Annotated in this window: 17 protein-coding genes; 13 read left to right on the plus strand and 4 right to left on the minus strand. The window is 69.4% G+C overall.

Going from position 1 to position 21167, the window contains the following annotated elements:
* Positions 1-176 precede the first annotated feature (176 nt).
* The 9 genes from ABZS42_RS03430 to ABZS42_RS03470 all read left to right on the plus strand — a co-directional run bounded on the left by ABZS42_RS03430 (position 177) and on the right by ABZS42_RS03470 (position 13838).
* Entirely contained in the window at positions 177-1469 is a 1293-nt protein-coding gene (locus tag ABZS42_RS03430) for an aminotransferase class I/II-fold pyridoxal phosphate-dependent enzyme (protein ID WP_355142129.1), read from the plus strand.
* A gap of 419 nt (positions 1470-1888) precedes the next feature.
* Entirely contained in the window at positions 1889-2596 is a 708-nt protein-coding gene (locus tag ABZS42_RS03435) for an SDR family oxidoreductase (RefSeq protein WP_355142131.1), read from the plus strand.
* A gap of 232 nt (positions 2597-2828) precedes the next feature.
* Positions 2829-3194, plus strand: a complete 366-nt coding sequence (locus tag ABZS42_RS03440) for an SgcJ/EcaC family oxidoreductase (RefSeq protein ID WP_355142133.1) — start codon at positions 2829-2831, stop codon at positions 3192-3194.
* A gap of 676 nt (positions 3195-3870) precedes the next feature.
* Positions 3871-4290, plus strand: coding sequence for a RidA family protein (locus ABZS42_RS03445; protein ID WP_355142135.1), 420 nt, complete (start codon positions 3871-3873; stop codon positions 4288-4290).
* A gap of 139 nt (positions 4291-4429) precedes the next feature.
* Positions 4430-4687, plus strand: a complete 258-nt coding sequence (locus ABZS42_RS03450) for a hypothetical protein (protein ID WP_355142137.1) — start codon at positions 4430-4432, stop codon at positions 4685-4687.
* A 385-nt stretch (positions 4688-5072) separates the two neighbouring features.
* Positions 5073-9113 carry a family 43 glycosylhydrolase gene (locus ABZS42_RS03455; protein WP_355142139.1) on the plus strand — a complete coding sequence of 1347 codons (4041 nt, stop codon included), beginning with the start codon at positions 5073-5075 and terminating at the stop codon, positions 9111-9113.
* A gap of 87 nt (positions 9114-9200) precedes the next feature.
* Entirely contained in the window at positions 9201-11741 is a 2541-nt protein-coding gene (locus ABZS42_RS03460) for an alpha-L-arabinofuranosidase C-terminal domain-containing protein (protein ID WP_355142141.1), read from the plus strand.
* An 11-nt stretch (positions 11742-11752) separates the two neighbouring features.
* Entirely contained in the window at positions 11753-13213 is a 1461-nt protein-coding gene (locus ABZS42_RS03465) for a family 43 glycosylhydrolase (RefSeq protein WP_355142143.1), read from the plus strand.
* A 52-nt stretch (positions 13214-13265) separates the two neighbouring features.
* On the plus strand, positions 13266-13838 hold the full coding sequence (locus tag ABZS42_RS03470) for a GNAT family N-acetyltransferase (RefSeq protein ID WP_355142145.1): 573 nt from the start codon (positions 13266-13268) through the stop codon (positions 13836-13838).
* A 117-nt stretch (positions 13839-13955) separates the two neighbouring features.
* Here the strand turns inward: ABZS42_RS03470 and ABZS42_RS03475 are convergent, their stop codons facing one another.
* The 4 genes from ABZS42_RS03475 to ABZS42_RS03490 all read right to left on the minus strand — a co-directional run bounded on the left by ABZS42_RS03475 (position 13956) and on the right by ABZS42_RS03490 (position 15920).
* Positions 13956-14648: a hypothetical protein gene (locus ABZS42_RS03475; RefSeq protein WP_355142147.1), complete on the minus strand. Its 693-nt coding sequence runs from the start codon at positions 14646-14648 to the stop codon at positions 13956-13958.
* Between the two features lie 108 nt (positions 14649-14756).
* On the minus strand, positions 14757-14993 hold the full coding sequence (locus tag ABZS42_RS03480) for a hypothetical protein (RefSeq protein ID WP_355142149.1): 237 nt from the start codon (positions 14991-14993) through the stop codon (positions 14757-14759).
* Positions 14994-14998: 5 nt separating this feature from the next.
* On the minus strand, positions 14999-15256 hold the full coding sequence (locus ABZS42_RS03485; RefSeq protein WP_355142151.1) for a hypothetical protein: 258 nt from the start codon (positions 15254-15256) through the stop codon (positions 14999-15001).
* 178 nt (positions 15257-15434) lie between these two features.
* Positions 15435-15920 carry a carboxymuconolactone decarboxylase family protein gene (locus ABZS42_RS03490; protein WP_355142152.1) on the minus strand — a complete coding sequence of 162 codons (486 nt, stop codon included), beginning with the start codon at positions 15918-15920 and terminating at the stop codon, positions 15435-15437.
* A 177-nt stretch (positions 15921-16097) separates the two neighbouring features.
* Between ABZS42_RS03490 and ABZS42_RS03495 the strand changes: the two genes are divergently transcribed.
* The 4 genes from ABZS42_RS03495 to ABZS42_RS03510 all read left to right on the plus strand — a co-directional run bounded on the left by ABZS42_RS03495 (position 16098) and on the right by ABZS42_RS03510 (position 21042).
* Positions 16098-17027, plus strand: coding sequence for an RNA polymerase sigma-70 factor (locus ABZS42_RS03495; protein ID WP_355142154.1), 930 nt, complete (start codon positions 16098-16100; stop codon positions 17025-17027).
* Between the two features lie 37 nt (positions 17028-17064).
* Positions 17065-17847, plus strand: coding sequence for an NAD-dependent deacylase (locus ABZS42_RS03500; protein WP_355142156.1), 783 nt, complete (start codon positions 17065-17067; stop codon positions 17845-17847).
* Positions 17848-18219: 372 nt separating this feature from the next.
* Positions 18220-19341 (plus strand): aldo/keto reductase, encoded by a 1122-nt coding sequence (locus ABZS42_RS03505; RefSeq protein WP_355142158.1) that lies wholly within the window; start codon positions 18220-18222, stop codon positions 19339-19341.
* A 198-nt stretch (positions 19342-19539) separates the two neighbouring features.
* Entirely contained in the window at positions 19540-21042 is a 1503-nt protein-coding gene (locus ABZS42_RS03510) for an MFS transporter (RefSeq protein WP_355142160.1), read from the plus strand.
* Positions 21043-21167 lie beyond the last annotated feature (125 nt).

The raw sequence follows: 21167 nt of genomic DNA on the forward strand, positions 1-21167 counted from the left end.
ACGGCCTGAAAGCTCAAGAATGCCTCAACTCACTTGTCCTAGGTTCGACCCATGCGGTATCAAAAGCCATGATCACCGAGGTGTCGAAACCGAGGTTGTCCGACACGCTCGACAGGTTCAACGGGGAGGTGCCCACGCGGCGACCGCAACGTCTGCACGCCAGCACACTCGCATTGATGTTCACCGACAGATCCGCCCGCGGGATCGCCGACCGCCTCGGCGACCTCATCCACTCCGGGGAGATCGCCCAGGGTCTGCGCCTGCCCACCGTGCGCGCGCTCGCCGCCGCCCTGCACGTCGGCCCCACGACGATCGCCTCCGCCTGGTCCCAGCTGCGTCAGCGCGGGCTGATCCACTCCGACCGGCGGCGCGGCAGCTTCGTACGCGGGCCGGGGACGCTGGCGGGGCGACGTTTCGCCAGTCTGCCGCCCTCACCACCGGTCCGGCTCGACCTCTCCATGGTCTTTCCCGACCCGGCCCTGCTGCCCGACCTGTCCGGCCCGATGGCCATGGCCGTCGCCGGTGCGCACTGGCGGACGTACCCCGACGACACGGTGGACGTCCATCTGGCGGCCGTGCTCCACGCGACCTGGCCCTTCGACGTCGAGGACTTCACCGTCACCAGCGGTGCCCAGGACGCCGTCCACCGGGTCGCCGGTGTCGTCCTGCGGCCGCACGACCGGGTGCTCGTCGAGGAGTTCACCGCCGCCTCGCTGCTCGACATCGTGGAGGACCACCGGGCTCAGGCGGTACCGGTGCGCTGCGACGACGAGGGGCCGCTGCCGGAGGCGCTCAGCGCGGCCCTGGCCACCCGGCCCGGGATGCTGCTGTTGCAGACCCGGATGGCCAGCCCGTACGGCCACGCGCTGTCGCGCCGCCGAGCCCGAGCGCTGGCGCCGATGCTCGCCGGTCACGACATCCTCATCCTGGAGCAGGACACCGCGCACGAGCTCGCCCCGGCACCCGAAGTGTCGCTCGGTGAGTTCCTGCCCGAGCAGACCCTGCTCGTCCGTAGCTGGAACAAGTCGCACGGTCCCCACCTGCGAGTCGGGGCGCTGGCCGGGATCGGGCGGGTCGTCTCGCGGGTACGGGCACGGCAGAAGGCCACCGGAGGCTGGCCGTCGGTGCTGACCCAACGCGCGCTGGCACAGATGCTCACCGACCCGCAGGCCCGGGAGACGATCCGCCAGGCTCGGGCCACCTACCGCCACCGCCGCCAGCAGATGGTCCAGGCCCTGCGGGAGCAGGGTCTGACGCCCACCGGCGTGGCCGGGCTCTCGGTCTGGGTGCCCGTGCGCGACGCCGCGACCGCGATCCGGTCGCTGGCCGCCGACGGCATCGGCATCGCTCCCGGCGCGCCGTTCAGTGTGCACGGCGACGGACGGTCACACGTGCGAATCGCCACCACACTTGGGCACGACGAGCACCGGCGGATCGCCCGCATCCTCGGCGACACCCACCACCGGTGAGTTCTTCGCCGATTCGGAGGCCATCGCGCCCGTGCCGCGTACGGTCCTGACGGTTTCAGCTTTCGGCCCGGCGCGGCACCGGCGCCCGGTGTCCGGCATTAGTTCTGGTCACACCGTTGTCGGCGAACCGCAGTCGCAGCTCGGACTGGTCTATCAAGTCCGCTCTTGAAGCCAGGCCAATGTTACCTTTTCGGCGAATTGTCCAGTTCGCCGACCGGCGCAACCGACAGCCGTCAGCCCGTCTCCAGGTACGATTTCCGGACCATTCAGTCCATGAAAAACTGGAGTTGCGGGAAGTCACCGGCCTGCGGGGCCGGTATGGAAACCCGTCACCACCCGACCACACACGTGCCCCGGCCGGCACCGCCCACCGCGGTGCGTTCGACGCATGTCCTCAACATTCATGAAGAGAGAAACCGATGAGTACGCAGAAGGTCGCCGTGGTCACTGGGGCGTCCCAGGGCATCGGCGCGGCGCTCGTGACCGCCTACCGCAAGCTCGGCTATGCCGTCGTCGCGACCTCGCGTTCGATCGCCCCGTCCGATGACCCCTCGGTGCTCGCGGTTGCCGGTGACATCGCCGACCCGGCCGTCGGCGCCCGCGTCATCGATCAGGCCCTCAGCACGTTCGGGCGCGTCGACACGCTGATCAACAACGCCGGCGTCTTCGTGGCCAAGCGGTTCACCGAATACACCGACGAGGACTACGCCCAGGTGACCGGGATCAACCTGCGTGGGTTCTTCGAGGTCTCGAAGCGGGCCGTCGCGGCGATGCTGGCGCAGGGCGGCGGGCACATCGTCAACATCACCGCCAGCGTGGTCGACCACGCCAACTCCACCCTGCCGTCGGCACTGGCGTCGCTGACCAAGGGCGGCCTCAACGCGGTCACCAGATCGCTGGCAATCGAGTACGCCACTCGCGGCATCAGGGTCAACGCGGTTTCGCCGGGTGTCATTCGCACCCCGATGCACTCCGCCGAGATCCACGACTTCCTGGCCGGCCTCCAGCCGGTCGGCCGAATGGGCGAGATCAGCGACATCGTCGACGCCGTCACCTACCTCGAGACCGCCGGGTTCGTCACCGGCGAGATCCTGCACGTGGACGGCGGACAGAGCGCCGGGCACTGAGACCGCTCGAAGCCGCGGCGGGCAGTGGTTCTCGAGCTGCCCGCCGCGCCCGCCGGAGGAAGGCTCGTGCCGACTGCGGGCATCGCGCTGCCAACCGACGCAGCAGCGACGCCGAGGGTTGAGCACATTGGCCACGACTTTGCTCCCGACGGGCCGGCGGTCCCCCGGCTCACCGCGCGGCGCCCGCACACTCGTGCCGCGCCAATTCGTTGAACCCGCGGAGGAAACCATCATGACCAACACCGATGCCGAGATCGTTCGAAGCGTCATGGAACAGTGGCGGTCCGCCGTCGACGCTCACGAACCCGAGCGCGTCGCGTCGTACTTCACAGACGACGCGATCTTCCAGGGCCTGCACCCGTACGGCGTCGGCCCGGCCGCCGTAGCCGCGTACTACGACTCGCAGCCGATCGGGATGACCGCCGCGTACGACATCCGGGAGACCCGCCGCCTCGCCGACGACCTCGTCCTCGGCTACCTGAGCGTCGCCTTCGCCTTCACCGACCGGCCGATGGTGACCGTCAACCTCAGCGTGATCGTGCGTCGGGTCGGCGAGCGCTGGCTCATCAGCCACTACCAGGTGTCACGGCTCGCATGACCTATCGGCCCGGTGGATGACTCATCCCTCCGACCCCGCGCAGTCCTGCTGGTCCCGCGCCCCGTGGCCGCAGCGACCACTTGCGACCGGCGTCCCGGCCGCAGCTCCGGGCGTCCCGCGCGTCGGACGCCCGGGGGTGCGGCCGAGGCGTACATCTCCCTGGGCAACGCCAATCAGCGCCAAACGGACGCAGTCGTTTCCCGCCGCAATTCCCCGCGGTGGATGGTTGCGCTCCCGCCCACCTCCCCCGGCCCCGCACGTACCGGCAACCGCACTGCCGAGACGCCACCAGAGGTCAGCACCGCTCTGCCCGGATCTCCGCTCAGCGGAACCGACCCCGAGATGGTGGGCAGCTACAGACTTGTCAGCCGGCTCGGTGAGGGTGCCATGGGTACGGTGTACCTGGCGCGCGATCGGGACGGCGCCTACGTGGCACTGAATGTCCTCCGCGCGGACCTTGCCAATGACTCGTGTGACTTTCGGTTTTAGTTGGCACACTTCAGGGTTAGTTGGCACCGGTCGGCGACGCGGCGCGAGCGGAAGTCGCACCCATAACCTCTGGGCCACTCACCGTCACGGTCCCGCGAGGTTTCCTATGCACGGGTCTGCCGAGTTGAGCGCGCGCACGACCCGGGCGGGGCATCGGAACGATCGCTGCTCTGCGATGCTGCGTTCCATGTCCTCCTTGCGTCGCTTGGTCACTTCAGGCTCACCGCTGGAACCGGAAATCGGCTTTTCTCGAGCCGTGCGGATCGGGCAGTACGTATCCGTGGCCGGGACCGCGCCGATCGCGGACGACGGCGGCACGGCCGGTCCCGGAGATGTGTACGCCCAGTCGATTCGCTGCCTGAACATCGCCGAGCATGCGCTGCGCGAGGCCGGTGCGACGCTCACTGACGTCATCAGAACCAGAGTCATGCTCGTTGACATCACCCATTGGCGCGACGCGGCGCGCGCCCATGGCGAACGGTTCGGTCAGATACGACCGGCATGCACCTTCGTCGAGGTATCCCGCTTCATCGACCCGGCGTGGTTGGTCGAGTTCGAGATTGACGCCGTCGTGGCGACGAGCGATCCTGCTGCCCGGGCGTCCTGATCTGCCGCAGTTAGCGCGCGCTCCCGAAGACCCGATCAACATCGGGCCACCGAGGGTGAGGGGCTTCCGACGCCGGTCGGAGCAAGCCGGTGACGGCTCCGCTGAAAGCCGCACCGGTGCCGACTAGAACCGAGAATGGGTGCCTATCACCGCCGAACGCCACGGCGCTGCCCAGCGTGCGGGCCACGACTGGGTGCCAGCTAACGCCGAAAGTCACGACTCGGTCTTCCTGAGCCGCACCGGTGCCGAGGCACGGCACGCCGCACGCCTGGACGACACCTACACGGCGAAGGTCCTCAAGGCCGTCATGGACGGACCCGTCCCCAGCCCCGTCGGAGGGCCGGCCGGCGATCCCGCGGCCGCCGCAGAACGCGCAATCGGTCAGCTCTTCCGCTGACGGCCCCGGCGTTCACAGCGGTCGCCCGACTCCACGACGACACCGCCGGGCCGTCAACTCGCAGGCCCCACCCACTGACCTCGACCTCCGCGCGCAGTCGATGCGTACACCCGCCGGTGCCGCCCGTCTTCCGACGGCCACTTGTGAACGTACACATGCGAGCTTGTCAATCGTTGCTGCGATCTTTGCCTGTCGAGGTTGTCAGCGCTGGCAGCAGTATTGACATGATCGATACATTTGCGTACGTTGGCGCTCGTTCCCGCCCATGTTAACGCTCGCTTCAGCGGCCGAGCGACCTCCATCGGAGCGCGGCGCCTCGGCCACCGACCGGCTGCACCACCGTCTTGACGCCCGACCTCGGTGGAGTCACAGGAGGAAGCCCGGCATGTCCCCGTCGCCATCCCCGCTCCGCCCAGCGCGCCACCGTAACCGCCGACTACTCACCGGCCTGACCGCGCTGCTCACCGGCCTGGTCGGCGTCGTGACCCCGGCACCGTCCAGCGCGGCGGCCTCCCTCTACGAGGGTCTCGTGCTGCGCTACGACCTCACGCAGAGCAGCGGTACGACCGTGACGGACAGCTCCGGCCACGGCCGCGACGGCGCGCTCAGCGGCGACGCGACCTGGCAGGGCCGGGACGGCCTGCGCCTCGGCGGCGTCGACGGCCATGTCCGCCTGCCCGACGACGTGCTGCGTGGCCTCACCGGCGTCACCGTCTCGGTGCAGGTCAACGTGGCGACCGACCAGGCCACGCCGTACTTCGTCTGGGGGTTGGGTAACACCGACGCCGACGGCGTCGGCAACGGCTACCTCTTCACCACCGGCAACGCCTTCCGCGCCTCGATCGCGAGCGGCAACTGGTCGACCGAGCAGACCGTCACCACGGGCCGCAATCTGGCCCGCGGCAGTTGGCGCACCATCACCTACACCCTCGGTGGTGGCACGGCGGTGCTCTACGAGGACGGCGTCGAGGTGGCCCGTACGTCCGGCGTCACCCTGACGCCCGGGGCGATCGGTGGCGGCAGCACCACGGCCAATTACCTCGGTCGCTCGGTCTACGCGGCCGACCGGTACCTCAAGGGTCAGGTCCGCGACTTCCGCATCTACGACCGGGCGGTGACCGCCGAGGAGGCCCACACCCTCGGCGAGCAGACCGCCACTGGGCGCGCCGCCGACGACGCGGCGGCCCTCGACCTGGGCGGCACCACCGCGGTCACCGAGAACCTCAGCCTGCCCACCCAGGGAGTCGGCGGATCCGCGATCACCTGGGCGTCCAGCAATCCGGCGGTGGTGTCGAACGCCGGCGTGGTGACCAGGCCCGCGCCCGGCTCCGAAAATGCCGCCGTCACGCTGACCGCCACGGTCACCTACGCCGGTCACCGCGTCACCCGTGACTTCGCCATCACAGTCGTGGCGGACATCAGCGACCGGGAGAAGGTCGACGAGGCCCTCGCGGCCATCGTCATCCACGACCGGGACGCCGTCCGGGGCAACATCACCCTGCCCACCAGCGTGGCCCGCGACGTCACCCTCTCCTGGACCGCGAAGGACCCCCGCGTGGTCACGAAGACCGGCGAGGTCACCCGCCCGGAGCACGGATCGAAGGCGGCCAGGGCCCGCCTCACCGTACGCGCGACGAAGGGCCGGGCGAGCGCCGTACGCCACTTCACCCTGACCGTCCTCCCGCTGCCGAAGAAGGAGCAGCTCGAGGGGTACGCCTTCACCTACTTCACCGGCGAGGGGACCGCCGACGGCGAGCAGATCTACTTCGCGGCCAGCCGCGGCAACGACCCGCTCAAGTACGACGAGCTCAACGGCGGTCGTCCCGTCCTCACCTCCAGCCAGGGCGACGAGGGTGTACGCGACCCGTTCATCATCCGCAGCCCCGAGGGCGACAGGTTCTACCTCATCGCCACCGACCTGAAGATCTACGGCAACGGAGACTGGGACGCCGCCCAGCGCACCGGCAGCAGGTACATCGAGGTGTGGGAGTCGACCGACCTGGTGAACTGGTCCCAGCAGCGGCACGTACGCGTCTCCCCCGACACCGCGGGGAACACCTGGGCGCCCGAGGCCTACTACGACGACACCATCGGCGCCTACGTCGTGTTCTGGGCCTCCAAGCTCTACGCACCGGAGGACACCGCCCACACCGGCGACACCTACAACCGCATGATGTACGCGACCACCCGCGACTTCCGTACCTTCAGCGAGCCCAGGGTGTGGATCGACCCGGGGTACTCGGTCATCGACTCGACAGTGGTCGAGCACGACGGCACCTACTACCGCTTCACCAAGGACGAGCGGAACAACAGCTCCAGCACGCCGTGCAGCAAGTTCATCCTCGAGGAGCGGTCGACCGAGCTGCAGGACACGAGCTGGGACTTCGTCCGGGACTGCATCGGCAAGGCGACGGAGGACAGCGAGGGGATCTCCCGTGGTGAGGGCCCGACGATCTTCAAGAGCAACACCGAGGACAAGTGGTACCTGTTCATCGACGAGTTCGGCGGGCGCGGCTACGTGCCGTTCGAGACCACCGACCTCGACGGCGGCCCGTTCAGCATGTCGACCGGCTACGACCTGCCGGCGCACCCGCGGCACGGCACCGTCCTGCCGGTCACCCGGGCCGAGCTCGAACGCCTCCGTCAAGGCCCCTCACCGGCACCGGCCACGAAGCAGGGCGTCATCGCGGACTACCGCCTCGCGGGAGGCAACGGCACGACCGTGGCCGACATCTCCGGCAACGGCCGCGACGCCGTCATCCGTGGCGGGGTCACCCGGGGCAGCGAAGCATTCACCTTCGGCGGCGACGACGGGTACGTCGACCTGCCCGACAACCTGCTAACCGGTCTGTCCGACGTCAGCGTCTCCGCCCAGGTCTGGGTCGACCCCGGGCAGGCCACGCCGTACTTCATCTGGGGGCTGGGCAACACCACGAACGGCGCGGGCAACGGCTACCTGTTCACCACGGGCAACGCATACCGCACGGCCATCGCGAGCGGGACCTACTCGACCGAGCAGAACACCGCCGCCGGCCGCGACCTCGGTCGCGGCGGTTGGCACACGATCACCTACACCCTGGGCGATGGGGTGGCCCGCCTCTACGACAACGGGGTCGAGGTGGCCCGCAACAGCGGAGTCACCACGAAACCGGGTGACCTCGGCGGCGGCATCACCACTGCCAACTACCTGGGCCGCTCCCTCTTCGAGTCCGACCGCTACTTCAAGGGCCGGATGCGCGGCTTCACGCTGTGGAACCGGGCCCTGTCGGCCGAACAGGTGCTCGCCCTTCCCGGGAACGAGACCGCCATCGGCTCGGTCGAGCTGGCCGCCCTCAAGGTGCCGGCCATCATCGACGGCGACACGAACACGATCACCCTGCCCGTCGAGCCGGGCACCGACGTGACCGCGTTGGCGCCCGAGTTCAGCATCGGCGAGCGCGCCCGCCTCACCCCGCGCAACGGCGCGAAGCGGGACTTCACCAGGCCCGTCACCTACACGGTCACCGGCCAGCACGGCAGCCGCCGTACCTGGACCGTCAGAGCGGTCACCATGAACAGCCCGGTCCTGCCCGGCTACAACGCCGACCCCAACATCGTGCGCTTCGGCGACACCTACTACATCTACGCCACCACCGACGGCTTTCCCGGCTGGTCCGGCACCACCTTCAAGACGTGGTCCAGCAAGGACCTCGTCCACTGGACCGAGCACCCGATCATCCTCGACCTCGGCCCCGACGTGTCCTGGGCCGACGGACGGGCCTGGGCACCGGCGGCCATCGAGAAGAACGGCAAGTACTACCTGTACTTCTGCGCGGACGCCAAGATCGGTGTGGCGGTCGCCGACTCCCCCACCGGTCCGTTCGTCGACGCGATCGGCGAACCGCTCGTCGCCGCGAACCCCGACGGTGGTCAGGCCATCGACCCCGCGGTCTTCACCGACGACGACGGCCGCAGCTACCTCTACTGGGGCAACGGCAACGCCTACGTGGTCCCGCTCAACCCCGACATGACGTCTTACGACGCCACGCAGGTCAAGCGGATCACCGGTCTGACCGGTTTCCGGGAGGGGCTGTTCATGGCCAAGCGCGGGGACACCTATCACCTCAGCTGGTCGATCGACGACACCCGCAGCGAGAACTACCGCGTCGGTTACGCCACGGCGACCAGCCCGATGGCCGACGGCCTGGTCAACCGCGGCGAGATCCTCGGCAAGGACCCCGGCCTCGGCATCCTCGGCACCGGCCACCACAGCATGATCCAGGTGCCCGGCACCGACGACTGGTACATCGCCTACCACCGCTTCGCCATCCCCGGGGGCGACGGCACCCACCGGGAGGTGACCATCGACCGCCTGCGCTTCAACGCCGACGGCACGATCGCGAAGGTCGTCCCGACACTCGAGAGCGTCCCTCCGCTGGCGCCCTGACCCCGCGGGCGGGCGTCGGCGTCCTCTGACGCCCGCCCCCGCCCACCCGCCGTCGCACCCCACCGCTGACAGGGAGGCCGATCACCCATGCGTACGCACCGGCTCGTCGCGGGCCTGGTAACCGGAATCGTGGTAGCCGCGCTGAGCGCCAACGCGCCCGCCCTCGGCGCCGACGGGACCGCCCTCGACTACACGATCAACATCGACACCGCGGGCACCGGCCCGAGCATCGACCCGGACATGTACGGGGTCTTCTTCGAGGACATCAACCGGGCCGCCGACGGCGGGCTCTACGCCGAGCTCGTCCAGAACCGTTCGTTCGAGTACCTCCCGGTCGACAACAGCTCCTACACCGGCCTGACGTCCTGGAGCGCCGTCTCGTCCAGCGGTGGCAGCGGCACCGTCGCCACCGTCGACGACGACGCCCGGCTCAACGAGCGCAACCGCACCTACCTGAAGCTGACGCTCACCAACACCGGCGCCGGCACCTACGGCGTGCAGAACGTCGGCTACAACACCGGCATCGCGCTCGAGAAGGGCAAGAGGTACGACTTCTCGGTCTGGGCCCGCACCGACGCCGCCGGCGGCACCCCGTTGACGGTGAGCCTGCACAACCAGGCCGGGACGACGACGTACGCCGCGGCGGTGCGGGTGAGCGTGCGCGGCGACACCTGGCACCGGTACACCGGCACGTTCGTGGCCACCGGCACCACCGACGCGGCTCGCCTCGCGGTGCAGGCCCCGGGCACCGGCACCCTCCGCCTCGACATGGTGTCGCTCTTCCCCCGCGACACCTTCAAGGGCCGCTCGAACGGCCTACGCAAGGACCTCGCCGAGAAGATCGCCGCGCTGCGCCCCGGCTTCGTGCGGTTCCCCGGCGGGTGCATCGTGAACACCGGGAGCATGTACGGCTACGACGCCGCCAGCGGATACCAACGCGCCCGCGCCTACCAGTGGAAGGACACCATCGGGCCGGTCGAGGAACGCGCCACGAACGCGAACTTCTGGGGCTACAACCAGTCCTACGGCCTCGGCTACTACGAGTACTTCCAGTTCGCCGAGGACATCGGCGCGAAGCCGGTGCCGGTGGTGCCGGCGCTCGTCACCGGTTGCGGCCAGAACCGGGCCGTCGACGACGAGGCGCTGCTGCAGCGGCACATCCAGGACACCCTGGACCTCATCGAGTTCGCCACCGGCCCGGCCACCTCGACGTGGGGCGCCAAGCGCGCGGCGATGGGTCACCGCGCGCCGTTCGATCTCGACCGCCTCGAGGTCGGCAACGAGGAGAACCTGCCGGACGCGTTCATGGCCCGCTTCGTGAAGTTCCGCGACGCGATCAAGGCGCGGTATCCGGACATCACGGTCATCAGCAACTCCGGACCCGACGACATGGGCGCCACCTTCGACCGGGCGTGGGAGCTCAACCGGGCCAACGGGGTGGAGATGGTCGACGAGCACTACTACAACAGCCCCGACTGGTTCCTGCAGAACAACAGGCGCTACGACGGCTACGACCGCTCCGGCGCCAAGGTGTGGCTGGGCGAGTACGCGTCGCAGGACAACAAGCTCTACAACGCGCTCGCCGAGGGCGCGTACATGACGGGCCTGGAGCGCAACGCCGACGTGGTGACGATGGCCTCCTACGCTCCCCTGCTCGCCAACATCGACTACGTCCAGTGGCGGCCGGACATGATCTGGTTCGACAACGACCAGTCGTGGGGCTCGGCCAGCTACGAGGTCCAGAAGCTGTTCATGACCAACGTCGGTCACCGGGTGGTGCCGAGCACCTCCACCGGCTCGGTGCGGACACCGGAGCCGGTCACCGGGGCGGTCGGGCTCTCCACCTGGCGAACCGCAGCCCGGTACGACGACGTGGCGGTCACCGCGGCCGACGGCACCGAACTGTTCCACGACGACTTCTCCGCCGGCGCCGACCGGTGGACCCCGATCGCGGGCCGCGGCGCCTGGTCGGTCGTCGACGGCGGCTACGTCCAGTCCGACACCACCGCCGAGGACACCATGGTCGAGGCGGGCGACGAGAACTGGCGCGACTACGACCTCGACGTCAAGGCGACCAAGCTCTCCGGCGCCGAGGGGTTCCTCGTCGGCTTCGGGGTGAAGGACACCGGCAACTACTACTGGTGGAACCTGGGTGGCTGGAACAACACCCAGGGCGCGGTGGAGAAGGCAGTGAACGGCGGCAAGACCACGCTGATCGCCAAGCCCAACACCATCGAGACCGGCCGTACCTACGACATCACCGTCCAGATCCGCGGCACGAAGGTCACCCTGCTGCTCGACGGGCAGGTGTGGGGCAGCTTCGACGACAACGCGGTGACCGAGCCGTTCGCCCAGGTCGTCACCCGCGACGTCGCCGCCCGCCAACTCATCGTCAAGGTCGTCAACGCGCAGGCCGCCCCGGCCCGCACCACGATCAACCTGGGTTCCGGTGTGCGCGTCGCCGGCAAGGCGCAGATGACCGTCATCAGCGGCGACCCGGAGGAGCTCAACACCCGTACGGCCCAGCTCATCAAGCCGGTGACCAGCACCATCAAGGGCGTCGCGCCCACCTTCACGCGAACCTTCGAGCCGTACTCGGTGACCTTCATCCGCGTCCAGACGAGGTAGGAGCAGCAGCGATGAACACTCACCTCAACCGACGTACCCTGCTGCGCGGTGGCCTCGGCGTGGCCGCGACCGGGCTGGTCCTCCCCACCGGAGGCAGAAACGCCTGGGCGGCGCCGCCCACCGACGCCGAGGTCTACGGCGCTCCGACCACCAATCCCCTCGTGTGGCAGCGGGCCGACCCGTTCGTGACACCTCGCACCGACGGCCGCTACTACTTCACCGCGTCCGTGCCGGAGTACGACCGGCTCATCGTGCGGGCCGCACCGACCATCGAGGGGCTGGGCGACGCCGCCGAGACGGTGGTGTGGCGCCGTCCCGCCAGCGGGAAGATGGGCGGCCACATCTGGGCCCCCGAGCTGCACCGGATCGACGGCCGCTGGTACCTCTACTTCGCCGCCGGCGACTCCGACAACGTCTTCCGGATCCGCATGTACGTCATGGAGTCCACCGCCGCCGACCCCCGCGACGTCAGCGGCTGGTCGTCGCCGCAGCAGATCGTCACACCGTGGGACAGCTTCGCGCTCGACGCCACCACCTTCGAGCACCGTGGAGAGCGCTACCTGATCTGGGCGCAGAGCGAGCCGGAGATAAGCAGCAACAGCAACCTCTACATCGCCCGGATGACCTCGCCGTTTACCATCACCGGGAACCCGGCGCGGTTCGCCACGCCCACCAAGTCGTGGGAGGTGCAGGGCTTCCGGGTCAACGAGGGCCCGGCCGTGATCAAACGCAATGGCCGGATCTTCGTCAGCTTCTCGGCCAGCGCCACCGACGCCCGCTACTGCATGGGGCTGCTCACCGCGGACGCCCGCGCCAACCTGCTCGACCCGGCCACCTGGAGCAAGAACCCCGACCCCGTGTTCACCACCACCGAGCAGACGCGGCAGTACGGCCCGGGGCACAACAGCTTCACCGTCGCCGAGGACGGTGAGACCGACGTGCTCGTCTACCACGCGCGGGACTACCGGGACATCGTCGGTGATCCGCTCTACGACCCGAACCGGCACGCCCGTGCGCAGCGCCTCTACTGGCACGCGGACGGCACACCCCTGTTCGGGGTGCCGGTGGGCAGAGGCGGCCCGATCGTACGGCTGTCGCCCGCTAACGCCACGTCGTCGTTCGTACGTCACTACGCGTACGAGCTGCGGGTCGATCCGCAAGTACGGGAACTCGCCGACTCCCAGTTCCGGTTCGCACCCGGGTTCGCCGGTGACGGCACCGTCTCGATCCAGTCGGTGAACTTCCCGGACCGCTACTGGCGGGTCGACGGAACGAGCCTGCGCATCGAGCCGGTACAGGACGGCGACGCGTTCGGCGCGCGGGCCAGCTTCCGCAGAGTGCCCGGCCTGGCGAACAGCAACGCCGTCTCGCTGGAGCTGTCGGGCAGTCCGGGCAGCTACGTCAACCACGACAGGGGGCGCTTGACGGTGGGCGAGGCGTCCCGCGCGAGGTCGACCTTCTGGCTCAGCTGACGTGAGGGGCACCTGAGTTGAAGCAGGAAATGCGGGCGCCGACTATGAACCGGTGATCGTTCTTGGTACCGACCGCTTGTCACTGCGAGGCTGGCGCGGCAAGGACCTCGACGCTCTCGCGAGCATGAATGCCGATCCGGAAGTGATGCGCTACATCCTGGACGGCTCGGTACGCGACCGTGAGCAGAGCGCCGAGGGTCTCCGAACTATGATCACGGATTGGGAGACCCGTGGTTTCGGTCTGTTCGCCGTCGAGGTGCGGGAGACCGGCGCACTGGCGGGTTGGGTCGGGCTGGCGGTGCCCGAGTTCCTTCCGGAGGTGATGCCGGCCGTGGAGATCGGCTGGCGGCTCGACCGGAGGTTCTGGGGGCACGGATACGCCTCCGAAGCTGCCGCGGCGGCCCTGAGGTTCGGCTTCAACGTCTGCGACCTCGACCGGATCATCAGCATTCGGCACGTGGACAACGCGAGATCGACGCGGGTCATGGCGAAGCTGGGCCTTGCGTACGAGTTCAGCACCGTCGTACCGGAACACGAGCAGCCCGTCGCCGTTCACGCGACCACCCGCGAGCAGTACCAGGCCCACTACGGCATCTGGCCGCCCAGCCTCGCCGAAACCTCTTGACGTCTGCGCCCGGGCACTGGAGAACCACCTCAGGGGCGACCGTCGGCGCCGGGCGGCTTCCCGTCGGTGGAGGCGCTCGCCGCGCACGGCGGCTGTCGCCGCACGCCACCCGTTCCGTCAGGTCATCGGTGCGGCCGGGGGCTGCGCCGGCCCGGACGGGCGCCGCGTCAGCGCGACGATCCCGGCCACGGCGGTGGCCAGCACCGCCACCACCTCGAACGGCACCGCCAGCACGAACGACATCCGCCAGGAGAGCACCCGCGTCAACAGCGCCCCGGACGCAGCCCCGAGACCCAGTACCAGCACCGCCATGCCGCCGATGAGAGGCACCAGCCAGACGCGTTGTGCCCTCAGCTGCGCGACCAGTGCGGCCGTGACGCCCCACGCGAGACCGGCTCCGATCCCGGTCAGCACGCGGGCGAACAGCAGCGAGCCGCTCCCCGGGACCAGCGTGGTCAGCAGCGATCCGAGGATCAGCAGGACGGCCGCGGGCAGCGTCATCGCGGTCGGCCATCGCCGGCCGAGCAGGTAACCGACCGGAACCACGAGGAGCGCCGGCAGCAGGTAGGCGATGAAGTTCCAGGGGATCACCGAGGCCGGCAGATCCATGTCCATCCGCATCGCGGTCCCGCCCGGCCCGAAGGTGATGGCGAGCAGGTAGACACCCAACAATGCGGTGAGCGCGGGCCCGATCAGCAACCAGGCCGGGCGGCCAGGGGACGGTCCTTCACCACCGATCACGACGATCATGCTGGAGCGTGGGCCGTTCGGGGGAACCGGGTTGGCGGTGCCGGGGGATGGCGCGGTCACCCCCGAGAGCATACGGATGTGAGGCTTCGCGGCAAGTAACGGATGTCGATCGCGCGAGCTGCGCCGGGAGGACGAGGATTCGACTGTCGCCCCGACGCCGGGTACCGGTCAGTGGCCGCCGCGCCGCTGCTCGGCTTCGATCACGTCGGCGAGCGCGGATCGCTCGGCCTGATGCCGGCCGAGAAGCTCGGCGCTGTAGGCGCTCCATGCCGCCTCTTGGGCCGCCGTCATCTGCACTCCGTCGACTTCGGACTCGACATCCGGGTGAGCGTCGAGGAACGCCGAGAAGAGCAGCCCCATCTCCCGGCTGTGCCGCCGGTTGAGCTCGATGCGCCGCGGATCCATCGTCCTCACCCCTCCTCGCAGAGTGCCAACTGATCGAAGACCACCAACGCTACGCGGGTGGGATCGCCGGGTGGGTGCACCCGCAGGGTGTGATGCGGGTTGGGCTCGTCGTCGAGGATGACAACCGTCTCGATCCCGGCCGGCAGATCGGCCGGCCAGTCGATCTCGTTGGTCGGTTCCGCGACGAGGACCCGGGCGAGCCGCCCGCGCAGACCCTTCTGGTCGTAGCGCAGCGGTGTCGGTTCCGGGTTGTCGTCCCCCACCTGCCGGCCTCCCCTCGCCTGCGAAACCTGACAGTCGCCGACCCCGGGGCATCGACGCGGATGACACTACGCTCCGAACGTGCCAGGGTTGTCCGTGACGAGACCATCCGCGATCACGCGGGCCTCCCGCCCGGTCCGGATCGAATGATCTCGGACCGGGCGGGGAGTCGCACGCCGTTCAGTTCGACCAGGTGGCGAATGCGCCCGGCTCGTAGGAGCCGCCCTGCTGGTGCACGATCACGGCGAGCCGGTTGGCCGCGTTGATCAGGGCGACCAGGCAGACCAACGCGGCGACCTGGTCGTCGTCGTAGTGCTTGCGCACCTGGGCCCAGGTCTCGTCCGACACGCCGTGGTGGGCGTCGGCGAGCCGGGTGCCCTCCTCGGCGAGCGCCAGCGCGGCCTGCTCGGCCTCGGTGAACACGGTCGACTCGCGCCACGCGGCGACCAGGTTGAGCCGGACCGAGGTCTCGCCGGCAGCGGCGGCCTCCTTGGTGTGCATGTCGATGCACCAACCGCAGCCGTTGATCTGGCTGGCCCGCAGCGAGACCAGTTCCTGAGTGGACGCCGGCAGCGGCGATTGATGGATGGCGATGCCCGCGTTGGCGAACCGCTTGGCGAACTTGACGCCGATCTCGTTGTCGAACATGTTGAATCGGGTACTCATCGCGTCGTCCTCACTCGTGGTGTTGGGCTGGACGAACACGAGACGCCGGCGAACCGATCCCTGTGACAGCAGGTGACGCGCGCCATAGTCAGACAGTTGGCTACCGTCCGGGTGTCACAGAGCGGCGGGTTCCGGCATCTGATGTGCAACCCCGTCGAGAGCGGACAGGAGCCATCCATGGCCAGCACGTCGCAGACCGCATCCGACGATCGCGGCACCGGCGACCACCCGGACACCGCCACCGAGGCGTTCCTCGCCCACCGCAACCTGCTGTTCACCGTCGCGTACGAGATGCTCGGCTCGGCCGCCGACGCGGAGGACGTCCTTCAGGAGAGCTGGCTGCGGTGGGTGGAGGTGGACCTCGACACCGTACGGGACCAGCGCGCGTACCTGGTCCGGATCACCACCCGCCAGGCACTCGGGCGGCTGCGTACGCTCCGTCGCCGAAGGGAGTCCTACGTCGGCTCCTGGTTGCCCGAGCCGCTGCTGACCGCGCCCGACGTGGCGGAGGACGTCGAGTTGGCCGAGAGCGTGTCGATGGCGATGCTGCTGGTGCTGGAGACGCTCGCGCCGACCGAACGCGCGGTGTTCGTGCTGCGTGAGGTGTTCGACCTGGAGTACGACGAGATCGCGGAAGCCGTCGACAAGAGCCAGGCGGCGGTCCGCCAGATTGCCCACCGGGCGCGGGCACACGTCGCGGAACGCCGGCCGCGTGGAGTCGTCTCCGCGGCCGAGACCCGCGACGCGCTCGAAGCGTTCCAGCGGGCGGTCGAGACGGGCGATCTGCAGAACCTGGTCGACATTCTCGCGCCGGACGTCGTTCTCCTGGGCGACGGTGGCGGAGTCAAGCAGGCCGTTCTGCGGCCGATCAGGGGGGCCGACAAGGTGGCTCGCGTGTTGACTGCCGGGGTGGGCAGGATCGCCGGGCTCGCGGAGCTGCGGCCGGCACAGGTCAATGGCCACCCTGCGCTGATCCTCCGCCTCGATGGCGAGATCGACACCGTCGTCGCGCTACACGTGGCCGACGGCCTCATCACCGGGCTCTACGCCGTACGCAACCCCGAGAAGCTGTCACACCTGGAGCGGGAGGCGCCCCTTCGCCGCTGAGCCCGACCGACCGACACCGATGGCAGGATGTCTACGCATGGACAGCGCTCTGCCGCGTGAGGCCGGTCAGCTCCTCCGCGACGCCCGCCGCGTGGTCGTCTTCACCGGCGCCGGGATCTCCGCCGAGAGCGGCGTGCCCACCTTCCGCGACGATCTCACCGGCTTGTGGGCGCGGTTCGATCCTCAGCGGCTCGCCACCGCCGAGGCGTTCCACGCCGACCCGGACCTCGTCTGGGGTTGGTACGAGTGGCGGCGGGCGCGGGTGTCCCGGGCCGAGCCGAATGCTGGCCATCGGGCGATCAGCATCATCCAGAACCGGGCCCCCGAGTGCACCGTCGTCACGCAGAACGTCGACGATCTGCACGAACGTGCCGGCAGCCACAAGGTGATCCACCTGCACGGCAGCCTCTTCGCGCCCCGGTGCGTCGCGGCCGCTCACCCGGCCGCCTTCGCACCGGTGAGCGGGAACGCGACGCCGGACGAAGGCCGCCCGGTTCCGCCGCCGCGGTGCGCCAGCTGCGCGGCGCTCGTTCGCCCGGGCGTGGTGTGGTTCGGTGAGGCGCTACCCGAGGCGGCGTTGACCGCGGCTGTCGAAGCCGCGGCCGAGTGCGACGTACTGCTGACGGTCGGCACCTCCGGTGTCGTGTACCCCGCCGCCGAGATCCCCGGGATCGCCGCACGCGTCGGTGCCACCGTGATCCAGGTCAATCCGGAGCCGACCCCGCTCGATCGGGTCGCCGCCATCAACGTTCGCGGTACCGCGGCACACGTGCTCCCTGCTCTGGTCGCGAGCGCGTGGCAGGAGACCGTCGAGACCTGACGAAAGCGGAGCACTGACGAGGTGCGCGGGTGTGGCCGGCGGGTGCTCGGGCGAGGTTCCGGCGCGCCGACGTCGGCCTGCACTCTGGGCCGCGCTCGTGAGTCTGCTGCGTCACTGCGGCCGGACGGTTCACCGGGTCACGGGTACGGAGCAAACACGGCTTTTCTTGCTGATCGGGGCACGGAATCCCCGGCTTCGGTCGACGACAAACGGGATGAATGTCGCCTCCGGGCGCTGTCCGGGCACCGGGTCGCGGGCGGACAGTGACTGCCGCAGTGCTTGTCCGACAGCGCACCGACTCAGCCGTGGTCGCCCGGCGATGGGGCGGTGTAGCCTTCCATCGGACACCCTGTCTCGACACTATGTCCGACGATGCTGGCCCCGCTCGGTGAGCGGTTGCCCACCAGCTCGCCGGGCTGGACGATCAACGAGGAGCAGACGATGAAATACCGCCTACTTGGGCGTACCGGAGTTTGGGTCTCCGAGATTTCACTGGGCACGATGACGTTCGGAGGCGCGACGCATCCGGTCTGGGGCAGTCTGGGCGCCCTGGGGCAGGAGGATGCCGATCGCCTGGTCGGCACAGCGCTAGACGCGGGAATCAACTTCATCGACACGGCCGACTTCTACAGCGACGGGGAGTCCGAGGAACTGCTCGGCCAGTCCCTCAAGCAACGCCGGCAGGATGTCGTACTGGCGACCAAGCTGTACTCGCCGACCGGGGCAGGGCCCAACCACAACGGACTGTCCCGGCTGCACGTGATGCGGGCGCTGGAGAACAGCCTGCGCCGGCTGCGTACGGACCACATCGATCTTTACCAGATCCACCAGTTCGACCACCTGACCCCGATCGAGGAGACGCTGCGGGCGCTCGACGACGCGGTCCGCCAGGGCAAGGTCCGCTACATCGGCTGCGCCAACCTCGCCGCCTGGCAGATCAGCCAAGCCCTGGGCATCTCCGCGCAGCACAACCAGGCCGGGTTCGTCTCGGCCCAGGTCTACTACTCGCTGCTCGGGCGGGACATCGAGCGGGAACTGGTGCCGATGGCCGAGGCGCAGGGCGTCGGCCTGACCGTGTGGAGCCCGCTGGCCGGCGGCTTCCTCTCCGGCAAGGTCACCCGGGACGGCGTCACCGACGCCGGCTCGCGGCACGCCGCGGGCTACGAGTTCCCCCCGATCGACCGGGAGCGCGGCCACGACGTGCTCGACGTCGTCCGGGCCGTTGCCGCCCGGCACGGGGTGAGCCCGGCCCGCGTCTCGCTCGCCTGGCTGCTCGCCCAGCGCGCCGTCACCAGCGTGATCGTCGGTGCCCGCAAGGCGGAGCAGCTCGTGGACAACATGGCCGCCACCGAGCTGACCCTGACCGAGCAGGATCTGGCCGAGCTCGACGCGGTCAGCGCGTTGCCCACGGCGTACCCGAACTGGATCCAGGAGATGTTCGCCCCGACCCGGGTGCCGCAGCAGGGCGGCCTCGCCGCGCCGAACGTGGCGTAACACCACGCGCGGCGACACCTGCCCTCAGGATGTGCGCCGGCCCCGGTCAGTCGGATCGGGGCCGGACAACTCCGCCACCGGCGTCCGGTACACCCCGCCGGCTTCTCACCCCGGCCGCCAGCCACGTACGCACGCGGGCCAATCCATGCCCGCCGGGTTTCGATTTATCGATATTTAACGTACTACGGGGGATTATCCGTGTCTGCAGAAGTCGCAGCCAATCCAAAACGCTGGACAGCGCTGCTGTTCATCTCGCTCGCCCAACTCATGGTGGTGCTCGACTCCACCATCGTGAACATCGCGCTGCCCGCCGCGCAGCATGACCTCGGCTTCACCGACGGCACCCGGCAGTGGGTGATCACCGCCTACACGTTGGCCTTCGGGGGCCTGCTGCTGCTCGGCGGCAGGATCGCCGACATCGCCGGCCGCAAGCGCTCCTTCCTGATCGGTCTGGTCGGTTTCGCTGTCGCTTCGGCGATCGGTGGCTTCGCGGTCAACACCGGCATGCTGCTCGGCGCCCGGGCCCTGCAGGGCCTCTTCGCCGCCCTGCTCGCCCCGGCCGCGCTCTCCCTGGTGACCGTCACCTTCACCGAGGTACGTGAGCGTGCCAAGGCGTTCGGCGTCTTCAGCGCCGTCGCCGGTGGTGGCGGCGCGCTCGGCCTCATCCTCGGCGGGGTGCTCACCCAGTACCTGGACTGGCGGTGGTGCCTGTACGTCAACGTGCCGATCACGCTGGTGGCCGGAGTGGGCGCCGTACTGGTGATCCGGGACGCGGCGCACTCGCGCAACACCAACCGGCTCGACATCCCGGGCGCGCTGCTGGCCAGCCTGGGCCTGGTCAGCCTGGTCTACGGGTTCACCCGGGCCGAGTCCGACGGCTGGACGGCCGGCTGGACGCTGGGCTCGTTCGCCGCCGCGGTGGTGCTGCTGGCCGCGTTCGCGGTCGTGGAGTCCGTCGTAAAGGCGCCACTGCTCCCCCTGCGCGTACTCACCGAGCGCAACCGGGGCGGCGCCTTCCTCGGGCTGGGTATCGCGGTGATCGGCATGTTCGGTCTGCTCCTGTTCATCACCTACTACCTGCAGGTGGTCAAGGGCTGGTCGCCGGTTCTCACCGGTGTGGCGTTCCTGCCGATGGTGATCGGGCTGGTCATCGGTTCCGCACAGATCGGACCCCGCTTGCTGCACCGGGTCGCGCCGCGCCTGCTGATGGCACCGGGTTTCCTGGCCGGGGCGCTCGGCATGCTGCTGCTGACCCAGCTCAAGGTCGACAGCTCGTACCCGCTGCTGATCCTGCCCGGCATGGCGCTGCTCGGCCTGGGTCTGGGGGTGGGGTTCATCACCGCCATGCACCTGGCCGCACACGGGGTGCAGCCGCGCGACGCGGGTATCGCGTCCGCGATGGTCAACACCTCGCAGCAGATCGGTGGTTCCATCGGTACTGCGCTGCTGAACACCGTCGCCGCCAGTTCGACCACCGCCTGGCTGGCCACGCACCTCAACGGCCAACCGGCGGCGCAACTGGCGAACGAGGGGGCGGTGCACGGCTACGTCACCGCGATGTGGTGGACCGTCGGCGTGATGCTGGCCGCGGCCGCGATCGTCGTCGTGTTCGTCAATGCCAGGCGGGAGGGCGGTTCGGCGGCCCAGGCCGGCGACGAGGGCGGGGACCACGAGGTCCCGGCCGCAGCACTCGCGCACTGACGCCATCAACCGGATCGGCCGGAGGTCCTGCTCGTACCCGGGTACGAGCAGGGCCACCCGCGGTGGCCCCCCCAAGGAAAATCACAACAGATAAAAACACAAACCCAAAAAACCAAAAAGGGATG

Origin of the sequence: Micromonospora sp. NPDC005367 (assembly GCF_040606825.1) — a bacterium.
In the GTDB taxonomy this organism is placed as follows: Bacteria; Actinomycetota; Actinomycetes; order Mycobacteriales; family Micromonosporaceae; genus Micromonospora.